The 15,930-nt window shown below is 71.9% G+C and carries 15 protein-coding genes, 2 tRNA genes and 1 pseudogene; 10 read left to right on the top strand and 8 right to left on the bottom strand.

The window, feature by feature from the left end; translation table 11 throughout:
* Positions 1–123: 123 nt before the first annotated feature.
* Together DT076_RS18845 and DT076_RS18840 are read right to left on the bottom strand one after the other, a co-directional pair.
* Positions 124–585 carry a VOC family protein gene (locus DT076_RS18845; protein WP_114128243.1) on the bottom strand — a complete coding sequence of 154 codons (462 nt, stop codon included), beginning with the start codon at positions 583–585 and terminating at the stop codon, positions 124–126.
* A gap of 97 nt (positions 586–682) precedes the next feature.
* On the bottom strand, positions 683–1,036 hold the full coding sequence (locus tag DT076_RS18840; RefSeq protein WP_114128242.1) for a nuclear transport factor 2 family protein: 354 nt from the start codon (positions 1,034–1,036) through the stop codon (positions 683–685).
* A gap of 146 nt (positions 1,037–1,182) precedes the next feature.
* Between DT076_RS18840 and DT076_RS18835 the strand changes: the two genes are divergently transcribed.
* Positions 1,183–2,016, top strand: a complete 834-nt coding sequence (locus tag DT076_RS18835; protein WP_233494078.1) for a MerR family transcriptional regulator — start codon at positions 1,183–1,185, stop codon at positions 2,014–2,016.
* Between the two features lie 466 nt (positions 2,017–2,482).
* On the opposite strand, the gene DT076_RS18830 is transcribed toward DT076_RS18835, so the two are convergent.
* From DT076_RS18830 to DT076_RS18820, 3 genes are all read right to left on the bottom strand, one after another.
* Positions 2,483–3,223 (bottom strand): hypothetical protein, encoded by a 741-nt coding sequence (locus DT076_RS18830; RefSeq protein ID WP_158548209.1) that lies wholly within the window; start codon positions 3,221–3,223, stop codon positions 2,483–2,485.
* Positions 3,224–3,708: 485 nt separating this feature from the next.
* A tRNA-Gly gene (locus DT076_RS18825) sits at positions 3,709–3,779 on the bottom strand.
* A 253-nt stretch (positions 3,780–4,032) separates the two neighbouring features.
* Positions 4,033–4,105, bottom strand: a tRNA-Pro gene (locus DT076_RS18820).
* Positions 4,106–4,259: 154 nt separating this feature from the next.
* Between DT076_RS18820 and tig the strand changes: the two genes are divergently transcribed.
* The 4 genes from tig to clpX all read left to right on the top strand — a co-directional run bounded on the left by tig (position 4,260) and on the right by clpX (position 8,597).
* The gene (gene tig, locus DT076_RS18815; protein ID WP_114128240.1) at positions 4,260–5,702 is read left to right on the top strand and encodes a trigger factor; all 1,443 of its coding nucleotides are present in this window, start codon (positions 4,260–4,262) and stop codon (positions 5,700–5,702) included.
* A 272-nt stretch (positions 5,703–5,974) separates the two neighbouring features.
* On the top strand, positions 5,975–6,541 hold the full coding sequence (locus DT076_RS18810) for a ClpP family protease (protein ID WP_114128262.1): 567 nt from the start codon (positions 5,975–5,977) through the stop codon (positions 6,539–6,541).
* Between the two features lie 11 nt (positions 6,542–6,552).
* Positions 6,553–7,221, top strand: coding sequence for an ATP-dependent Clp protease proteolytic subunit (locus tag DT076_RS18805; protein ID WP_407642751.1), 669 nt, complete (start codon positions 6,553–6,555; stop codon positions 7,219–7,221).
* Positions 7,222–7,310: 89 nt separating this feature from the next.
* Complete coding sequence (gene clpX / locus DT076_RS18800) at positions 7,311–8,597, top strand: ATP-dependent Clp protease ATP-binding subunit ClpX (protein ID WP_114128239.1); 1,287 nt, start codon at positions 7,311–7,313, stop codon at positions 8,595–8,597.
* A 182-nt stretch (positions 8,598–8,779) separates the two neighbouring features.
* Here clpX and DT076_RS18795 read toward each other — a convergent pair whose 3' ends face one another.
* The 3 genes from DT076_RS18795 to DT076_RS18785 all read right to left on the bottom strand — a co-directional run bounded on the left by DT076_RS18795 (position 8,780) and on the right by DT076_RS18785 (position 11,750).
* Complete coding sequence (locus DT076_RS18795; RefSeq protein WP_114128260.1) at positions 8,780–9,271, bottom strand: GNAT family N-acetyltransferase; 492 nt, start codon at positions 9,269–9,271, stop codon at positions 8,780–8,782.
* A gap of 29 nt (positions 9,272–9,300) precedes the next feature.
* A complete protein-coding gene (locus DT076_RS18790) occupies positions 9,301–10,902 on the bottom strand; it encodes an Ig-like domain-containing protein (RefSeq protein WP_114128238.1) in 1,602 nt (533 codons plus the stop codon).
* 71 nt (positions 10,903–10,973) lie between these two features.
* A complete protein-coding gene (locus tag DT076_RS18785) occupies positions 10,974–11,750 on the bottom strand; it encodes a DsbA family protein (RefSeq protein WP_158548208.1) in 777 nt (258 codons plus the stop codon).
* 247 nt (positions 11,751–11,997) lie between these two features.
* Here DT076_RS18785 and DT076_RS18780 point away from each other — a divergent pair, with 247 nt between their 5' ends.
* The 5 genes and pseudogenes from DT076_RS18780 to DT076_RS18760 all read left to right on the top strand — a co-directional run.
* A complete protein-coding gene (locus tag DT076_RS18780) occupies positions 11,998–13,425 on the top strand; it encodes a bifunctional folylpolyglutamate synthase/dihydrofolate synthase (protein ID WP_233494077.1) in 1,428 nt (475 codons plus the stop codon).
* Positions 13,426–13,460: 35 nt separating this feature from the next.
* The gene (locus DT076_RS18775; RefSeq protein ID WP_114128257.1) at positions 13,461–13,787 is read left to right on the top strand and encodes a DUF4233 domain-containing protein; all 327 of its coding nucleotides are present in this window, start codon (positions 13,461–13,463) and stop codon (positions 13,785–13,787) included.
* Positions 13,788–13,797: 10 nt separating this feature from the next.
* The gene (gene ndk / locus DT076_RS18770; protein ID WP_114128256.1) at positions 13,798–14,232 is read left to right on the top strand and encodes a nucleoside-diphosphate kinase; all 435 of its coding nucleotides are present in this window, start codon (positions 13,798–13,800) and stop codon (positions 14,230–14,232) included.
* Between the two features lie 215 nt (positions 14,233–14,447).
* Positions 14,448–15,389: a CPBP family intramembrane glutamic endopeptidase gene (locus tag DT076_RS18765; protein ID WP_158548207.1), complete on the top strand. Its 942-nt coding sequence runs from the start codon at positions 14,448–14,450 to the stop codon at positions 15,387–15,389.
* A gap of 292 nt (positions 15,390–15,681) precedes the next feature.
* Positions 15,682–15,930, top strand: a pseudogene (locus DT076_RS18760) (hypothetical protein); the annotation flags it as partial.

The following is a 15,930-nucleotide window of genomic DNA, read 5'->3' as shown; positions in this document are numbered from 1 at the left end:
CTCGCAGTCGACCAGACCGGCCTCCCGGAGCCGGCGCAGGTGGTGGGACCGTCGGCTGGAAGACGCCGCCGTCGCGCGGGTCGCAGACGGGCTCGGGTCGGGCGGCGATCGGGAGGGACGGTCTCAGTCGAGGCAGAACTCGTTGCCCTCGGGGTCGGCCATGACGATGAAGCCGTGGCTCGTCGGCGGCTCGGGCTCGTGCCGCCGCAGCCGCGTGGCGCCGAGCCCGACCAGCCGGGTGCACTCGGCTTCGAGGGCAGCCATCCGCTCCTCACCGCGGAGGTCGGAGGCGGTCCGGACGTCGAGGTGCAGCCGGTTCTTGGCCACCTTGCCCTCCGGGACCTGCTGGAAGAACAGCCGCGGGCCGACCCCGTCGGGGTCCTCCAGCGCCGAGGCGGAGTTGCGGCGCTCCTCCGGGACGCCGGCCGCGGCCAGGAACTCCTCCCAGGCCGCGAGCGGATCCGCGCCCTCGGCCAGCTCGACCCCGGGCGGGCCCGGGTGGACGTAGCCGAGCAGGTCGCGCCAGAAGATCGAGAGCCGGCGCGGGTCGGCGGCGTCGATGGTGACCTGGATGGTGCGGGCCATGGGGTGCTCCCTTCCTCGAGGCACTGCTGCGTGCCGGGAGCACCACCCTGACACCCGCACCGGACACTTCTCGTCCGGCACGGGTGCGTCGGCTGGCTCAGGGCGCGATGGGTAGCGCCGCGATGCGGTCGGCCTCCAGGGTGAACCGGTAGCGCAGGTCGACCTCCCCGCCGGGGAAGTCGCCGGTGAGGTGCTGCACGACGGTCCAGTGCCGGTCGTCGGTGCGCTCGACCGCGACCAGCTCGGCGGTGTAGCTGAACGCCGCAGAGGTCTCCTCCAGCCAGGCCCGGATCTCCTCGGAGCCGCGGTGGGTGCGCTGCTCGTCGACCACCACGGCCTGCTCGGTGAAGGCGGAGAGGGCGCCCGCGCCGTCGCCGCCGTCGTGGGCGTCGAGGTAGCGGCGGACGACCGCCGGCAGCTGGTCGGCGCCGGTCGTGCTCGCTGTCGTCATGGTTCCTCCTGTCGTCTGCGTCGCCGGACGGGCCGGACGGCGGGGGACGTCGTCGGTCGACGTCGCTGCGCCCACCGTGGGCCCTCCCGCGGCGCGCGGGTCAACTGCTGGACCCTCTCCCCGGGGGAGGGTCCAGAGTGGGTGTCGTGACGACCCTGCTCAGCATCGGTGACTTCGCCCGGCACACCCACCTCAGCGTCCGGACGCTCCGGCGCTACCACGAGGCCGGTCTGCTGGAGCCGGCCGAGGTCGACCCGAGCTCCGGCTACCGCTACTACGACGTGGAGCAGATCCCGGTCGCGCAGATCATCCACCGGCTGCGCGAGCTGGACGTCCCGCTGCCCGACGTGCACCGGGTGCTGCGCACACCCGACCCGCAGGTGCGTTCCGCGCTGGTCTCGGCCCACCTCGGACGCCTCCAGGACCAGCTCGAGCGCACCCGGTCGGCCGTCGCCTCGTTGCAGCGCCTGCTCGAACCGCAGGAGGGCGAGGTGCCGGCGGAGCTGCGGTCGGTGCCCGCACGCCGGGTGGCCGCCGTGGAGGCGACCGTCGACGCCGACGACGTGCCGGCCTGGTACGCCGGGGCGATGGCCGAGCTGGACGCCGTCGTCGACCAGCCCGCCGGGCCGCCCGGCGGGCTCTACGACGACGCGCTGTTCACCGGCGGCCGCGGCCGCGCGCTGGTCCACCTGCCGGTCGACGGACCGGTCCGTGTGCGGGGTCGGGTGCGGGAGCGGGTGCTGCCCGCGGTGGAGCTGGCCGTCCTCACCCACGTCGGTGACCACGACACCGTCGACGTCAGCTACGGCCGGCTCGGGACGTGGGTCAGCCGGCACCTGCTCGCGGTCACCGGTCGGGTGCACGAGACCTACCTGGTCGGTCCCCGCGACACCGCGGACCCCGACGCCTGGCGAACCGAGATCGGCTGGCCCGTCTTCCGCCTCGACGCCGACGGGCAGCCGGCGGCACGGGCGGGCTAGGAGCGGGTGGCGCCTGAGGGGCTCGATCGCAATCAGGGGTCCTCAAGCGCCCAGGCCCGCCGCAGCGCTTTCGCGCAACCGCTCGGGGCTAGATGCGGGAGCTCCAACGAGGTTCGCGTCCGCATGGAGAACTGACAGGCTCCAGCCCCGCCGTCGCAGCCGGGACTGGAGCCAACGAGGCAGCTGTCAGGTCGACCGGGTCGTCGCGGACGAAGTCATCCGACTCTTCACCGCACGAAGAAGAACCGATCCGACGAAAAAGCCGACGACCCCTGTAAGGAGTCCGTAGCCCAACGACGCCGCTTCGGCATCGGACACTCCGCCTCTCATCGCGAGAGCAAGGGAGCCGAGCCACACCCCTGCAAACGCTACGGCTACCAGAACACCTGGGATTTTCGGCAGGGCCGCGTTCAAGCCACCGACTACTACTCCGGCCACAGCAATGAGAATCACGTTGACCACCATTTCAGCACTGCGGGAAGGACGGCCACCAGGTAATCGCCGGCGGCACACCGACGACCTTGATACTCAGGCACTTACCGCCTGCGAGCTGTGCCCCGCTGTAGGCAGCGAGAGCGCCACACCCGACGGCGAGCGCCTTACCGACCGGGTGAGGCGACTTCGAGAGGAGGGCAGTGCAACTTGCAACGGACCCCACGGCGCTGAAGCTCTCGGAGCGGCTGAATCCCACTCGCACGTAGCCGGGAAGCACCTTGAAGGTCGGGTCCGCAACCACAGGGAACTCCGTGGAGGCATCGGTCTCTACGACTTGCGTGAGCGTTCGACCGTCGACTGCGTAGCGAGTCGGGATCGCTTCTCCAGCGGCATCCACCGCCCACGGTGCCTCGATGCCGAGCACCACCTCGCCGTCGGCGTCGAGAACTGACACGCGGCCATCAGCGATGGGCAGAAGCTCGAAGTCTCCTGCGAGGGTCCAAGATGGGTTCGCGGCACCATGCTTCATCACCGCAGAGAAGCGGGTTGTCGACTCGTCCAGAGCGTCGACCACGTAATCGGTGTCGCCCCCGTCGACTGTGCTGTGCTCTCCCTCGCGGGTGACAGAGGGTGCGCTCACTCTCCCAAAGGATATTTCGAGGTCTTGACTCCCTACCTCGAGCGTGGCGGCGTCACCACTGACACCGAGCTTCGGGGCCTCGGCGATGACGTCTGCGGTTCTATCGCCAGAACGGGACTCGGCACGTTTCACGATCTCGTCGGTACTCCCGTCTGCGACTGCAGGTCCCGCGATACCGGCACTTAACATGAACGCCGCGATCGAGAGAGTTCCGACGCCACGACGAAATTTGCGGTGCATCACTGCTCCTGGGGGTTCAGGGCGTGTTGTCTCTCCTGGGTGGGTCCAACCAACCTGTCACACGTCAAATATATTGACAAGGCCCTTGCGTCGAGTAGGCGACCATCGGGGGCCGGCAATGGGCCCTCAACAGCAGACCGCAGGGCCGGCACTACGCGGTCCGGCGGCTTCTCGTCCCCCAGATGGCGCAGATCGTGCCGTCCGTAGAACCCGCTCTCCGGGCCGCGGTCATCTCTCAGGCCTGTCATCGGATCCTCGGCGTCGAGTCGAGGGCGGTGTGAGGAAGAACTCAGAGGGTGTGGCCGTAGGTGAGGCTTCGACGTCCAGAGCCGGCGGTGTCCGGGCGTTGGTCGTCCCACCCGACTGCATGTGTTCGGAGCGGGTGACGGGAATCGAACCCGCGTAGCCAGTTTGGAAGACTGGGGCTCTACCATTGAGCTACACCCGCGATGCTGCCGCGGCAGCGGTGCCACTGTAGACGACCGCCGCCGACCACGCGAAGCAACGACGCCCGCCGGCCGGCCCCCGGCCCGGTCGGGCTGGCCGGGCCGGGGCCGGCAGCTGTGCATCACCGTGCGTCCGGCTCACCCGTGCGGAGGTGGCGCGGCGGTCGCCCGCAGGGACGGGCCTGCTCCCACGGTGCAGCAGGGGAGGGCCGCCGGAGGGCGGACACGCCGCAACGGCGACGGCGGCACAGGGTGTCGGGGCGACAGGACTCGAACCTGCGGTCTCCTGCTCCCAAAGCAGGCGCGCTAGCCACTACGCCACGCCCCGGAGTTCCCACACGGGAACGGGCGTGAGTCTAGCCTGAGGGCCGTGCGGGGCGCTCGCACGGATTGGCCGGGCCCCGGTGGCGGCAGTAGGCTGGTCCGCGCACTTGCGGGCGCCCGCTTTCGGCGTGCCCGCGCACCGTCCACGAGGAGTATCTGTGCCCAGCACTGTTGAGGAGCTGAGCCCGAACCGGGTCAAGCTCACCGTCGAGGTCCCCTTCGCCGACCTGAAGCCGAGCCTGGACAAGGCCTACAAGTCGATCGCCGACCAGGTGACCATCCCGGGCTTCCGCAAGGGCAAGGTGCCGCCGATGGTGATCGACCAGCGCTTCGGCCGCGGGATGGTGCTGCAGGAGGCCATCAACGACGCGCTGCCGGCGCTGTACGGCCAGGCCGTGCAGGAGGCCGAGATCAACCCGCTCGGCCAGCCCGAGGTCGAGGTCACCAAGCTCGAGGACGGCGACAAGATCGAGTTCACCGCCGAGGTGGACGTGCGGCCGAAGTTCGAGCTGCCCGACTTCTCCGCGGTCTCGGTCGAGGTGGACGCCCTGGACGTCCCGGCCGAGGCGGTCGAGCAGCAGCTGCAGCAGCTGCGTGAGCGGTTCGCCAGCCTGAACGAGGTGGAGCGTCCCGCCGCTGAGGGCGACGTCGTCTCGATCGACCTGCGAGCCACCCGTGACGGCGAGCCGATCGAGGGCGCCACCGCCGACGGCCTCACCTACCGCGTCGGTGCCGGCGGCATGCTGGACGGCCTGGACGAGGCCATCACCGGGCTGTCGGCCGGTGAGTCCGCCGACTTCACCTCCACCCTGGTCGGCGGCGCCGCCCGCGGCACCGAGGCCGACGTGCACGTCACCGTCGTCAAGGTGCAGGAGCAGGAGCTGCCCGAGCTCGACGACGACTTCGCCCAGATGGTCTCGGAGTTCGACACCGCCGAGGAGCTGCGCGCCGACGTCGTCAAGCGGATGGGCGACGGGGCACGCCTGGAGCAGGCCGCCAAGGCCCGCGACGCCGTCCTGGAGGCTCTGGTCGGCGAGCTCGACATCGAGCTGCCGGAGGGTCTGCGCACCAGCGAGCTCGAGTCGCGCAAGCAGCAGATCGAGCAGCAGCTGTCCCAGGCCGGGATGGACCTCGAGCAGTACCTCAAGGAGTCGGAGGACGCCGAGGAGGCCGAGACTCCCGAGGAGTTCTGGGCCGAGGTCGAGAAGCGCTCCGCAGACGCCCTCAAGGCCCAGCTGCTGCTGGACCAGGTGGCCGACGAGCGCGAGGTCGGCGTCGAGCAGGACGACCTCACCCAGTACATCTTCCGCCGGGCCCAGCAGAGCGGCAGCTCCCCGGAGCAGGAGATGCAGCACATGATGGAGCACAACCACCTGCCGGAGTGGATGACCGAGATCCGCCGCGGCAAGGCGCTGGAGCTCATCGTCAGCGAGGCCACCGTCACCGACACCACCGGCGAGCGGATCGAGCTGGCCAACCTGGCCGACGACGGCTCGATCCGCGAGCCGGGCGCGGAGCAGGAGCAGGCCCAGGACGCCGGCTCCGAGGACGCCGCCCCGGCCGACGAGGCGACCGCCGAGGAGTCGACCGAGGCCCGCTGAGCCTGACACCACGAGGCGGTCCGCGGACCGTCCAGCACGTTCCGAGGGGCGACCGGTGCACCACCGGTCGCCCCTCGGCGTCCCCGGACCCGACCGGCCGGAGCTCTGGGTCCGGGGCTGGTGCGCTGTGGGCGAACAGCGCGTCCGTCGCCTCCGATCTGTCCGGGGCGGACGGTAGCGTCGAGCCCGTGAACGAGACCCTGCACGATCCCATCCGCGCGGTCGGCGCCGAACCTCTGCGCGCCGCCGGTCCGAACGGCGCCAACTTCGGCATGACCGACAACGTCTACCAGTCGCTGCTGGCCAACCGGATCATCTTCCTCGGCTCGGAGGTGCGCGACGAGAACGCGAACGCGATCTGCGCGCAGATGCTGCTGCTCAACGCCGAGGACCCGCACAAGGACATCTGGCTCTACATCAACTCCCCGGGCGGCTCGGTCGACTCCGGCATGGCGATCTTCGACACCATGCAGTGGATCTCCAACGACGTCGCCACCGTGGCCATGGGCCTGGCGGCCTCGATGGGGCAGTTCCTGCTCAGCGCCGGCACCCGGGGCAAGCGCTTCGCGCTGCCGCACAGCCGGATCATGATGCACCAGCCCTCCGGTGGTCTGGGCGGCACCGCCTCCGACATCCGGATCCAGGCCGAGCAGTCCCTCCACATCAAGCGCGTCATGGCCGAGCTGATCGCCGAGCACACCGGCCAGAGCGTGGAGCAGATCAACGCCGACTCCGACCGCGACCGCTGGTTCACCGCCGAGGAGGCGCTCGAGTACGGCTTCATCGACCAGGTCTACGAGCGCGCCGCGCAGGTGCGCTCCGAGGGCCCGAACCAGTGAGGGGCGGCGACATGAACATCAGCCAGGCCATCCGCATGAGCGCCTCCGGGGGCTCGACCCCGCCGGTCTCGCCGGACATGAACTACTACATCCCCCAGTGGGAGGAGCGGACGTCCTACGGCATCCGCCGGGTCGACCCGTTCACCAAGCTGTTCGAGGACCGGATCATCTTCCTCGGCACGCCGATCATGGACGACGTCGCGAACGCGGTGATGGCCCAGCTGCTCGCTCTGCAGTCGATGGACTCCGACCGCCAGATCCAGCTGTACATCAACTCGCCCGGTGGCTCCTTCACCGCGCTGACCGCCATCTACGACACCATGCAGTACATCAAGCCGCCGGTGCAGACCGTGTGCCTCGGTCAGGCCGCCTCGGCGGCCGCGGTGCTGCTGGCCGCCGGGGCCAAGGGGCAGCGCCTGGCCCTGCCCAACAGCCGGATCCTGATCCACCAGCCGGCCACCGAGGGCAGCTACGGGCAGTCCTCGGACCTGGAGATCCAGGCCAAGGAGATCCTGCGGATCCGTTCCCAGATGGAGGGGATGCTGGCTCGCGACACCGGTCAGTCGGTGGAGACGGTCTCCCGCGACATCGAGCGCGACAAGTTCCTGACGGCCGAGGAGGCCAAGGAGTACGGGATCATCGACGACATCCTGGGGACGATGAAGGATCTCGACAGCTGACAGCCTCACCGACCCGGCGGACGAAAGTCCGTGGCACGGACCGTCCGCCGGGTTAGGGTGAGGACCACTTCGCAGGGGAGGAACCAGACGTGGCGCGGATCGGAGAGAGCGGGGACCTGCTCAAGTGCTCCTTCTGTGGCAAGAGCCAGAAGCAGGTCAAGAAGCTCATCGCCGGACCGGGCGTCTACATCTGCGACGAGTGCATCGACCTCTGCAACGAGATCATCGAGGAGGAGTTCGCCGAGGGCGGTGACACGGGGCTGCTCGAGGAGCTGCCCAAGCCGCAGGCGATCCGGGAGTTCCTCAACACCTACGTGATCGGCCAGGACAGCGCGAAGAAGGCGCTGGCGGTGGCCGTCTACAACCACTACAAGCGGGTCCAGGCCCAGACCGCCACCCAGCCGCGGCGGGCCGCCGGGCAGGACGAGAGCGTCGAGCTCAGCAAGTCCAACATCCTGCTGATCGGCCCCACCGGCTGCGGCAAGACCTACCTGGCCCAGACCCTGGCCCGGATGCTCAACGTCCCCTTCGCGATGGCCGACGCCACCGCGCTGACCGAGGCCGGTTACGTCGGCGAGGACGTCGAGAACATCCTGCTCAAGCTCATCCAGGCCGCCGACTTCGACGTCAAGAAGGCCGAGACGGGCATCATCTACATCGACGAGATCGACAAGGTGGCGCGCAAGAGCGAGAACCCGTCGATCACCCGGGACGTGTCGGGTGAGGGCGTGCAGCAGGCGCTGCTGAAGATCCTCGAGGGCACCACCGCCTCGGTGCCGCCGCAGGGCGGGCGCAAGCACCCCCACCAGGACTTCATCCAGATCGACACCACCAACGTGCTGTTCATCGTCGGCGGCGCCTTCGCCGGTCTGGAGCAGATCATCAACAGCCGCGTCGGCAAGCGGCCGCTGGGCTTCAACAACGACGAGGCCGCCCGCGCCCCCAAGTCGACCGACCCGTTCAGCGAGGTGCGTCCGGAGGACCTGCACAAGTTCGGCCTGATCCCCGAGTTCATCGGTCGGCTGCCGATGATCTCCTCGGTCAGCCCGCTCGACAAGGACGCGCTGATCCAGATCCTCACCGAGCCGAAGAACGCGCTGATCAAGCAGTTCCGCAAGCTCTTCGAACTCGACGGCGTCGACCTCGAGTTCACCCCCGACGCCGTGGAGGCGATCGCCGACCTGGCGCTGGAGCGGGGGACCGGCGCCCGCGGGCTACGGGCCATCCTCGAGGAGACCCTGCTCAACGTCATGTACGAGGTGCCGAGCAACACCGAGATCGCCCAGGTGGTCATCACCGCGGCGACGGTCACCGACGGCGGCGAGCCGACCCTGGTCACCCGCGCCGAGCTCGCCAAGCGCGAGAAGAGCGCGTAAGGGGCACGTCCCGTCGGATCCGGCGTCGGGCTCCTGCCCCGCCTCGCGTGCGCGGAAGGCCAGCGGTGCACGTCGGCTGGCCGCCGCCCGTCCCGCTGCCTCCCTCCCTCTGCTCGTTCGAGGTGATAGCGCACACCCAGGCGCGCGGCATCACCTCGAACCGCGGGTGGTGGGGCGGGGAGTCAGTCGAGGACGAGGACGGTGAAGACGAGGTCGAGCCAGCGGTCGAACTTGCGGCCGACCTGGGGGAGGCGGCCGGACTCGACGAAGCCGAGGCGGCGGTGGAAGGCGAGGCTGGCCTCGTTGGCCGCGTCCAGACCGCCGACGATCGCGTGCACGCCGCGGCGGCGGCACTCCTCGATCAGCGGCTCCACCAGCGCCCGGCCGAGGCCGAGACCGCGCTGGCCCTCGGCGACGTAGACGCTGTGCTCGACGGTGTACTGGTAGCCGTCCTTGGGGCGGAAGGGCCCGATGGTGCTCCAGCCGACGACGGCACCGTCCACCTCGGCCACCAGCACCGGCCAGCCCTCGCCCAGCTTCTCCTCGAACCAGGCCAGCCGCGACGCGGTCGTCACCGGCTCCAGGTCCCAGCTGGCGGTGGTGTGCTGCACGGCGTGGTTGTAGATCGTCGTGATGGCCTCGACGTCGGCGCTGGTGGCAGGCCGGATCGTCACCGCTGGACGGTGCGGACCGGTCGCGGCGCTCATCGGCTCCACGGGCGCCACGAGGCGGCCAGGGTGGAGAGCAGCACCAGGCCCAGCCCGAGGGCCGCGGGGATCCGCAGCGGGCGGTCCTGCGCCGCCCGGGGCGGCGGCTCCGGCGACGGCGGGGCGGCCTCGGGCGTCCCGGTGCGCGTGGCGCCCGACGGCTCGGTCTCGGTGGGGGACGCGGTGGGGTCCGGAGTCGGCGTCGGGGTGGCCGACGGCGTGGGAGTCGGCGTGGTCGAGGGCCGGGGGGCGACGACCTCCACCGCGTGCTCGTCCAGCGCCCCCGCGTGGCTGGCGGTGCCGGGGTAGCTGACGAAGACGGCGAACTGGCCGGGCTCGACCAGCTCGGGCACCCGGGCGCTCACCTCGAACGCGCCCCGCCCGTCCAGCCGGGCCGTGCCCAGCTCGTCGCCCTCCCGGTCCAGGACGTCGACCCGCGACCCCTCCGGCGGTGCCGCCCGGCCGTCGCCGACCACCAGCCGGCCCCAGACCGTCAGCGGCCCGCCGGGACGGCCCTGCGCCGGGGCCACCTCGGTGTCCAGGCTCGTCGGCACCTGCCGCACCTCGAACGTCTCCCGCTCCGAGCTGGAGCCGGCCAGGTCGTCGTCGGCGGAGGTGAAGGTGGCGACCACGTCGTGCTCGCCGACCGACAGCTCCCCGGGATCGATCTCGAGCAGCGCCCGGCCGTCGCGCAGCGTCACCTTCTCGGTCCGGGCGCCGCCGTCGAACTCGAAACGGACCCGGCCCTCGGCGTCGGCGGGGGAGACGTCGGCGCGCAGCCGCACCGGCTCGTCGAAGCGCCCGCTGCGGACGTCGAGCTCGGTGGCCGAGCCCTCGTCGACCCGCTCCACCTCGAACGCGGTGGTGGTCGAGGTCGACCCCGCCGGACCGTCACCCGCCGGGCGGTAGCGGGCCCGCACCTTGTGCGGGCCGGGGTCGATGGTCTCCGGTGGCAGGGTCAGCACGGCGGTACCCTGCCGCACCCGGCTCTGGCCGCGCACCCGGCCGTCCACGGTGAACTCGACCGAGCCCGGGGTCTCCGACCAGCGGCTGCTCACCTCGGCCTCCAGCCGGGTCGACTCGCCGTGGTCGTGGTCGTCGGCCGTGACCGAGACGCTGCTGGGCACCCGCTCGGACTCGACCCCGGACTCCCACTCCAGCTCCGACACGCAGGCCCCGTCGCGGACGAACACCCTGGTGTCCTCGCCCTCGGCCGACCCGCCGGGGGCGACCGGCTCGGGCAGCACGCCTGGTCGGCTGCCCACGGTCGTCACCACGCAGTCGCTGGAGCTGTTGATCCACGACGTCACCGCAGTGACCTCGACCGGGTGGGCGAACTCGTTGTCGACGGCGTAGCGCACCCAGAACTCCTGGCCCTCCTCGACGCTGCCGAGCTCGCGGCCGGTCCGGGCGTCCACGAAGGCCACCACCTCGGCCCGGACGTCCTCGTCCCCATCGGCGGAGACGGGCGCCGGGACGCCCAGCAGCCAGACCGCCGCCGCGGCCAGCGCACACCCCAGGGCGGCGGCGCGGCGGTGGCGCGCCGCCGGTCCGCGGTCCGACGCCGGTGACGCGGCTCCCGGGGCTCGGAGGCTCACCCCCGCATTCTAGTGGCGCGCCTCAGCCGACCGCCCGCCGCGCGGTGTGTCGCCGGCAGCCCGACGACCGGTCAGGCGGCGGCGGCCTGGACGGCCGCCGGCAGCCCCTGCGGGTTGGAGTAGTAGGGCGAGATGTCGAAGTCGTTGCCGTTCACCCGGACCGTCGGCGTGCTGCGGACACCGGCGGCGGTGGACTCGCGGTCGGTGCCGCGGACGAACTCCCCGGTGGCCTCGCTGCGGTAGCAGGACTTGAAGGTCTCGAGGGCCTCACCGGTCAGCCCGGCCTGGGCGGGGAAGTCGTTGAGCAGCACGTTGTCGGAGTAGCCGGCGCCCTCGGTGGCGGGCTGGTTGGCGTAGATGACGTCGTAGTAGGCCTGGTAGCTGCCGGCCACGTCCGCGCAGGCCGCCGCCACCCCGGAGCGGTAGGAGGCGTCGTTGCGCAGGTTGTTGTCGAGGAAGGTCATCGTCCGGTACTCCAGGACGACCGTGCCGTCGGCGGCCATCTGCTCGATGGTGGCGCCCAGGGCGTCCTCCATCTGCTTGCAGGCCGGGCACTGGAAGTCCTGGTAGATGGTGAGCACCGGCGCGCCCTCGGGGGCGACTCCCGGGTTGGCGATGATCCCGGTCTGGTCGGCGTTCGCGTTCGGCGGCGTCAGGTTGCCCGCGGCGGAGTTGCGGGCCAGGTTGACCCCGACCACGGCACCGACCGCGACCACCCCGGCCACGACCACGGCGACCACGGCGATCAGCACCCGCTGGCGGCGCTTGCGGGCCGCCTCGGCGGCGGCCTGCTGGCGCAGCTGCTCCCGCCGGCCACCGGCCTTCGGCTGCTGCGTCCGCTTGCTCATGGGGTCTCCTCGGGGAGTCGGGGGTCGGAGGTCGTGGCTCGGACGGCGTTGCCCGGCGCAGAGCATAGTTGCATCGTCAACCACCGTGGGCCGTCGTCCTGGCAACGAACGAGCGGCGCGTCCTGCTCCCGTCCGCTCGGGCGGGGTCCCGCAGCCCGGACGCCGACGGCCCCCGGTCGGTACAGTGGCGGATCGGGACGGGCCGCACGACGGCCGTCCCGGCAGCCCCGCGAGAAGCAGGAGACCAGTGAGCAGCAGCCACGCCGAGATCACCGCCGCGCTGACCGCCCGGTGGCCCGAGCAGCGGGTGGCGCCGTCCCTGGCGCGGATCACCGCGCTGCTGGAGCTGATGGGCGACCCGCACAAGGCGGCACCCGTCATCCACCTCACCGGCACCAACGGCAAGGGCAGCACCGCGATCGTCATCGAGTCGCTGCTGCGCGCCAGCGGGCTGCGCACCGGACGGTTCTCCAGCCCGCACCTGAGCCGGGTCAACGAGCGGATCAGCATCGACGGCGAGCCGATCAGCGACGAGCGCTTCGACCAGATCTGGACCGAGATCGAGCCGCTGGTGGCGATGGTCGACGAGCAGCGGCTGGACGGTGTCGCGATGACCTTCTTCGAGGTGGTCACCGCGATGGCCTTCGCCGCCTTCGCCGACGCCCCGGTCGACGTCGTGGTGCTCGAGGTCGGCATGGCCGGCACCTGGGACGCCACCAACGTCGCCGACGGCTCGGTGGCGGTGATCACCCCGATCGACCTCGACCACACCCACCTGCTCGGCGGCACCGTGGCCGAGATCGCGCGCGAGAAGGCCGGGATCATCAAGCCCGGTGCGATGGCCGTCCTGGCCGGGCAGCCGGTGGAGGCGGCCACCGTGCTGCTGGAGCGCGCGATGGAGGTGGGCGCGCTGGTGCAGCGTGAGGGCGTCGACTTCGGGCTGCTGGAGCGCACCCCCGCGGTCGGCGGCCAGGTGTTGCGGATCAACGGCGCCGAGGGCCCGGTCGGCGACCTGCACCTGCCGGTGCACGGCGCGCACCTGGCGCAGAACGCCGCCCTGGCCGTGGCCGCGGTGGAGGCCTTCCTCGGCATGAAGGCGCTCGCTCCCGACGTCATCCAGCAGGGCTTCGACGCGGTCCGCCTGCCCGGGCGGATGGAGGTGGTGCGCCGCTCGCCGACCATCGTGCTGGACGCCGCCCACAACCCGCACGGCGCCCGCGCCACCGCCGCCGCACTGGCCGAGGCCTTCGACTTCCACCCGCTGGTCGGGGTGCTGGCGGTGATGGGGGACAAGGACGTCGACGGCATCGTCGAGGCGTGGACGGAGAGCTTCGAGCAGGTGGTGGTCACCCAGGTGGCCTCGACCTCGCGCGGGATGCCCGCGGAGGAGCTGGCCGAGGTGGTGGCGTCCCGGTTCGGGGCGGAGCGGGTGCATGTCGAGCCCCGGATGGACGCCGCCCTGGAGCGCGCGGTCGCGCTGGCCGAGGCCGACGGTGGCCCGGTCCCCGGCGTGCTGGTCACCGGCTCGGTGATCGCGGTCGGTGAAGCCCGGACCCTGCTGGTGCGCCCCGGTTCGGAGGACGACCAGCCGGGCGAGCCGCTGCTGGAGGTGGCGGACTCCGGCCAGTTCGGCGAGGCCGACGGCCCCGACCTCGGTGGCGGGACGGTCCGGTGACCGACTCGCCCCTGCTGCTGCGCCCGGGCAACCCGATGACCAAGGTGCTGGTCGCGGTGGTCGCCTTCGAGGTGATCGTGTTCGGGCTGGCGATCTTCGTGATGATCCAGGTCAGCCAGGTCCCGGTGGGTCTGGCGGTCGGGCTGTGCGTGGGTGCGGCGCTGCTGGCGGTGCTCAGCGCGGCCACCCTGCGCCGTCCGCTCGGCCAGCTGCTGGGCCACCTCACCCAGCTGGTCGCGGTGCTGCTGGGCCTGGCGACCTCGGCGATGTTCGTCATGGGCGGGTTCTTCGCCCTGCTCTGGCTGGTGACCTTCGTGCTGGGCAAACGGCTGGACCAGCAGGGCGTCACCGGCTCCCGCTAGGGTGCCGGACATGAGTGAGCTTCCCCGCACCTTCGTCCTGATCAAGCCCGACGCGGTGCGCCGGGGACTGGTCGGGGAGGTGCTGTCCCGGTTCGAGCGCAAGGGCCTGCAGATCGTGGCGATGAAGCAGGTGCAGGTCAGCGGCGAGCTGGCCGACCAGCACTACGCCGAGCACCTCGAGCGCGACTTCTACCCGCCGCTGCGCGCCTTCGTCACCTCCGGTCCCTCGGTCGCGCTGGTGCTCACCGGCGACCAGGTGGTCGAGACGGTGCGGCTGATGAACGGGGCCACCGACGGGCGCAAGGCCGCCCCGGGCACGATCCGCGGCGACCTGTCCCTGTCCAACCGGGAGAACCTCGTGCACGGCTCGGACTCCGCGGAGTCGGCCGAGCGCGAGATCGCCCTGTGGTTCCCCGAGCTGGAGCCGGTCGAGGGCCGGGCCTGATGGTCGACCAGCCCGGGCCGCCCGCTCCTCTGCCACCGGGCCGACCCGCTGGGGGGCCTCCTGCCGGTGCGCCGACGGGTGTCCCGGCCCCGTGGGCACCAGGAGGCCCGGGCCCCGTCCCGCAGCCGTCGTGGGCGGCGGGGACGGCGCCGGCTGCCGGTGGTCCGCCGCCGGCCGGCGAGGTGCGTCGGGCGCCCGAGCCACCCGCGCTGCCGGTGGAGTCCCGGGCGTACCACCAGTTCTACCGGACCCCTTCCCACGCCTGGTGGAAGCCGTTGGCGGTGGTGGCCCTGGTGGTCGGCGGCGCGATCCACCTCAGCGTGGGGCTCTCGCTGGCCGGCATCGTCGTCGACCTGCTGACCGGACGCCTCGAGGTGGCCGACCTGCAGTCGTTCACGCTGTCGCTGACGCCCGGGCTGTTCACCGCCAACAACCTCGTCCTCGCCTCGCTCATCCCGCTCGGGATGCTGGCCCAGTGGGCCGTGTACGGCCAGACCCCCCGCTGGCTCTCCTCGGTGCAGGGCGGTCTGCGCTGGCGCTGGCTGGCGATCTGCACGGCGGTCACCCTCCCGGTGCTGCTGGCGGTGACCGTGGTGGAGCTCGTGCTCAGCCCGGTCGAGTGGGTCGGCACCGACGTGGTGCTGTGGCTCGTGCTGGTGCTGCTGACCACCCCGTTGCAGGCCGCCGGTGAGGAGTACGGGCTGCGCGGAACGCTCAACCGGGCGGTCGCCGCCTGGGTGCCCGACCCGCGGGTGTCCTTCCTGGTGGGCGCGGTGGTCTCCTCGGTGGTCTTCATGTTCCTGCACGCCGCGCTCGACCCGTGGCTCAACGTCTACTACTTCTGCTTCGGCATGGTGGCCTGCGTGCTCTGCTGGCGCACCGGCGGGCTGGAGGCCGCGATCGCGCTGCACGTGGTCAACAACGTCATCGCCTTCGTCGTGACGATCCTGACCGGGCAGATGGACAGCACCTTCGAGCGGGGCGTCGGCACGGCCTCCCCGGCGGTGCTCATCCAGGTGCTGGTGCTCGCCCTCACCGCGGTGCTCATCGACCGCATCTTCGCCCGCACCCGGATGCGGCGGATCACCGCGCCGGGAGCGCCCAACGGCGCCGCGGACGCCGGCTCGCCGTCCCCGGCGGGGTACGCCACGGCCTGAGCCGCGCGGCGTCCGGGCGTGGCGTCGATGTGGGTCCGGCTGGCCTGTTGTGAGAAGATGGCCGGCAGGTAGGGGCGCCGCCGGCGCCCTCTCGTGGAGCCGAGACCGCGTCGTCGGGTGCGACAGCGCGTGACACCGGAGGCCTCCACCGCGACGTCCGTCCGCTCCGGACGACGACCGCGGGAGGGTCGACGGGCGCGGCCCGCTCCACGCGCCAACAGCTTTCTGCGGCAGGCCCCGGCCGCCGCAGCGTACGCGGACCACCCGCGGGTGGTCCGAGCGAGGAGTTCGGATGTCCGACCACGATCCCGTCCCCCCGACCACCGAGGGCCCGGCCGCCGACCAGCCGGCGACCGAGGAGCAGGCGTCGCAGCCGACCAAGCCCGCGCGGCGGCGCCGCAGCGCCAGCCGCGCCGCCGGCGCCCCGAGCAGCAGCTCCGAGGCGGCCGTGGTGGTGACCCCCGCCGCGACCGAGGCCGCACCGGCCGACGTCCCCGCCGCGCCGGCCGACGCACCGGAGCCCGCCGCGGGCGCCCCCAGA

It is taken from the genome of Desertihabitans brevis, from assembly GCF_003327535.1.
GTDB classification, from domain to species: Bacteria; Actinomycetota; Actinomycetes; order Propionibacteriales; family Propionibacteriaceae; genus Desertihabitans; species Desertihabitans brevis.
The sequence above is the reverse complement of the archived record's forward strand: the minus strand, read 5'-3'. Positions and strand labels throughout refer to the sequence as shown.

Coding starts and splice junctions, on each gene's coding strand:
- DT076_RS18805 (WP_407642751.1), top strand. CDS start 6,553: ATGAACATCAGCCAGGCCATCCGCATGAGCGCCTCCGGGGGCTCGACC.
- DT076_RS18840 (WP_114128242.1), bottom strand. CDS start 1,036: ATGACGACAGCGAGCACGACCGGCGCCGACCAGCTGCCGGCGGTCGTC.
- DT076_RS18810 (WP_114128262.1), top strand. CDS start 5,975: ATGACCGACAACGTCTACCAGTCGCTGCTGGCCAACCGGATCATCTTC.
- DT076_RS18785 (WP_158548208.1), bottom strand. CDS start 11,750: ATGAGCAAGCGGACGCAGCAGCCGAAGGCCGGTGGCCGGCGGGAGCAG.
- DT076_RS18845 (WP_114128243.1), bottom strand. CDS start 585: ATGGCCCGCACCATCCAGGTCACCATCGACGCCGCCGACCCGCGCCGG.
- ndk (WP_114128256.1), top strand. CDS start 13,798: ATGAGTGAGCTTCCCCGCACCTTCGTCCTGATCAAGCCCGACGCGGTG.
- DT076_RS18775 (WP_114128257.1), top strand. CDS start 13,461: ATGACCAAGGTGCTGGTCGCGGTGGTCGCCTTCGAGGTGATCGTGTTC.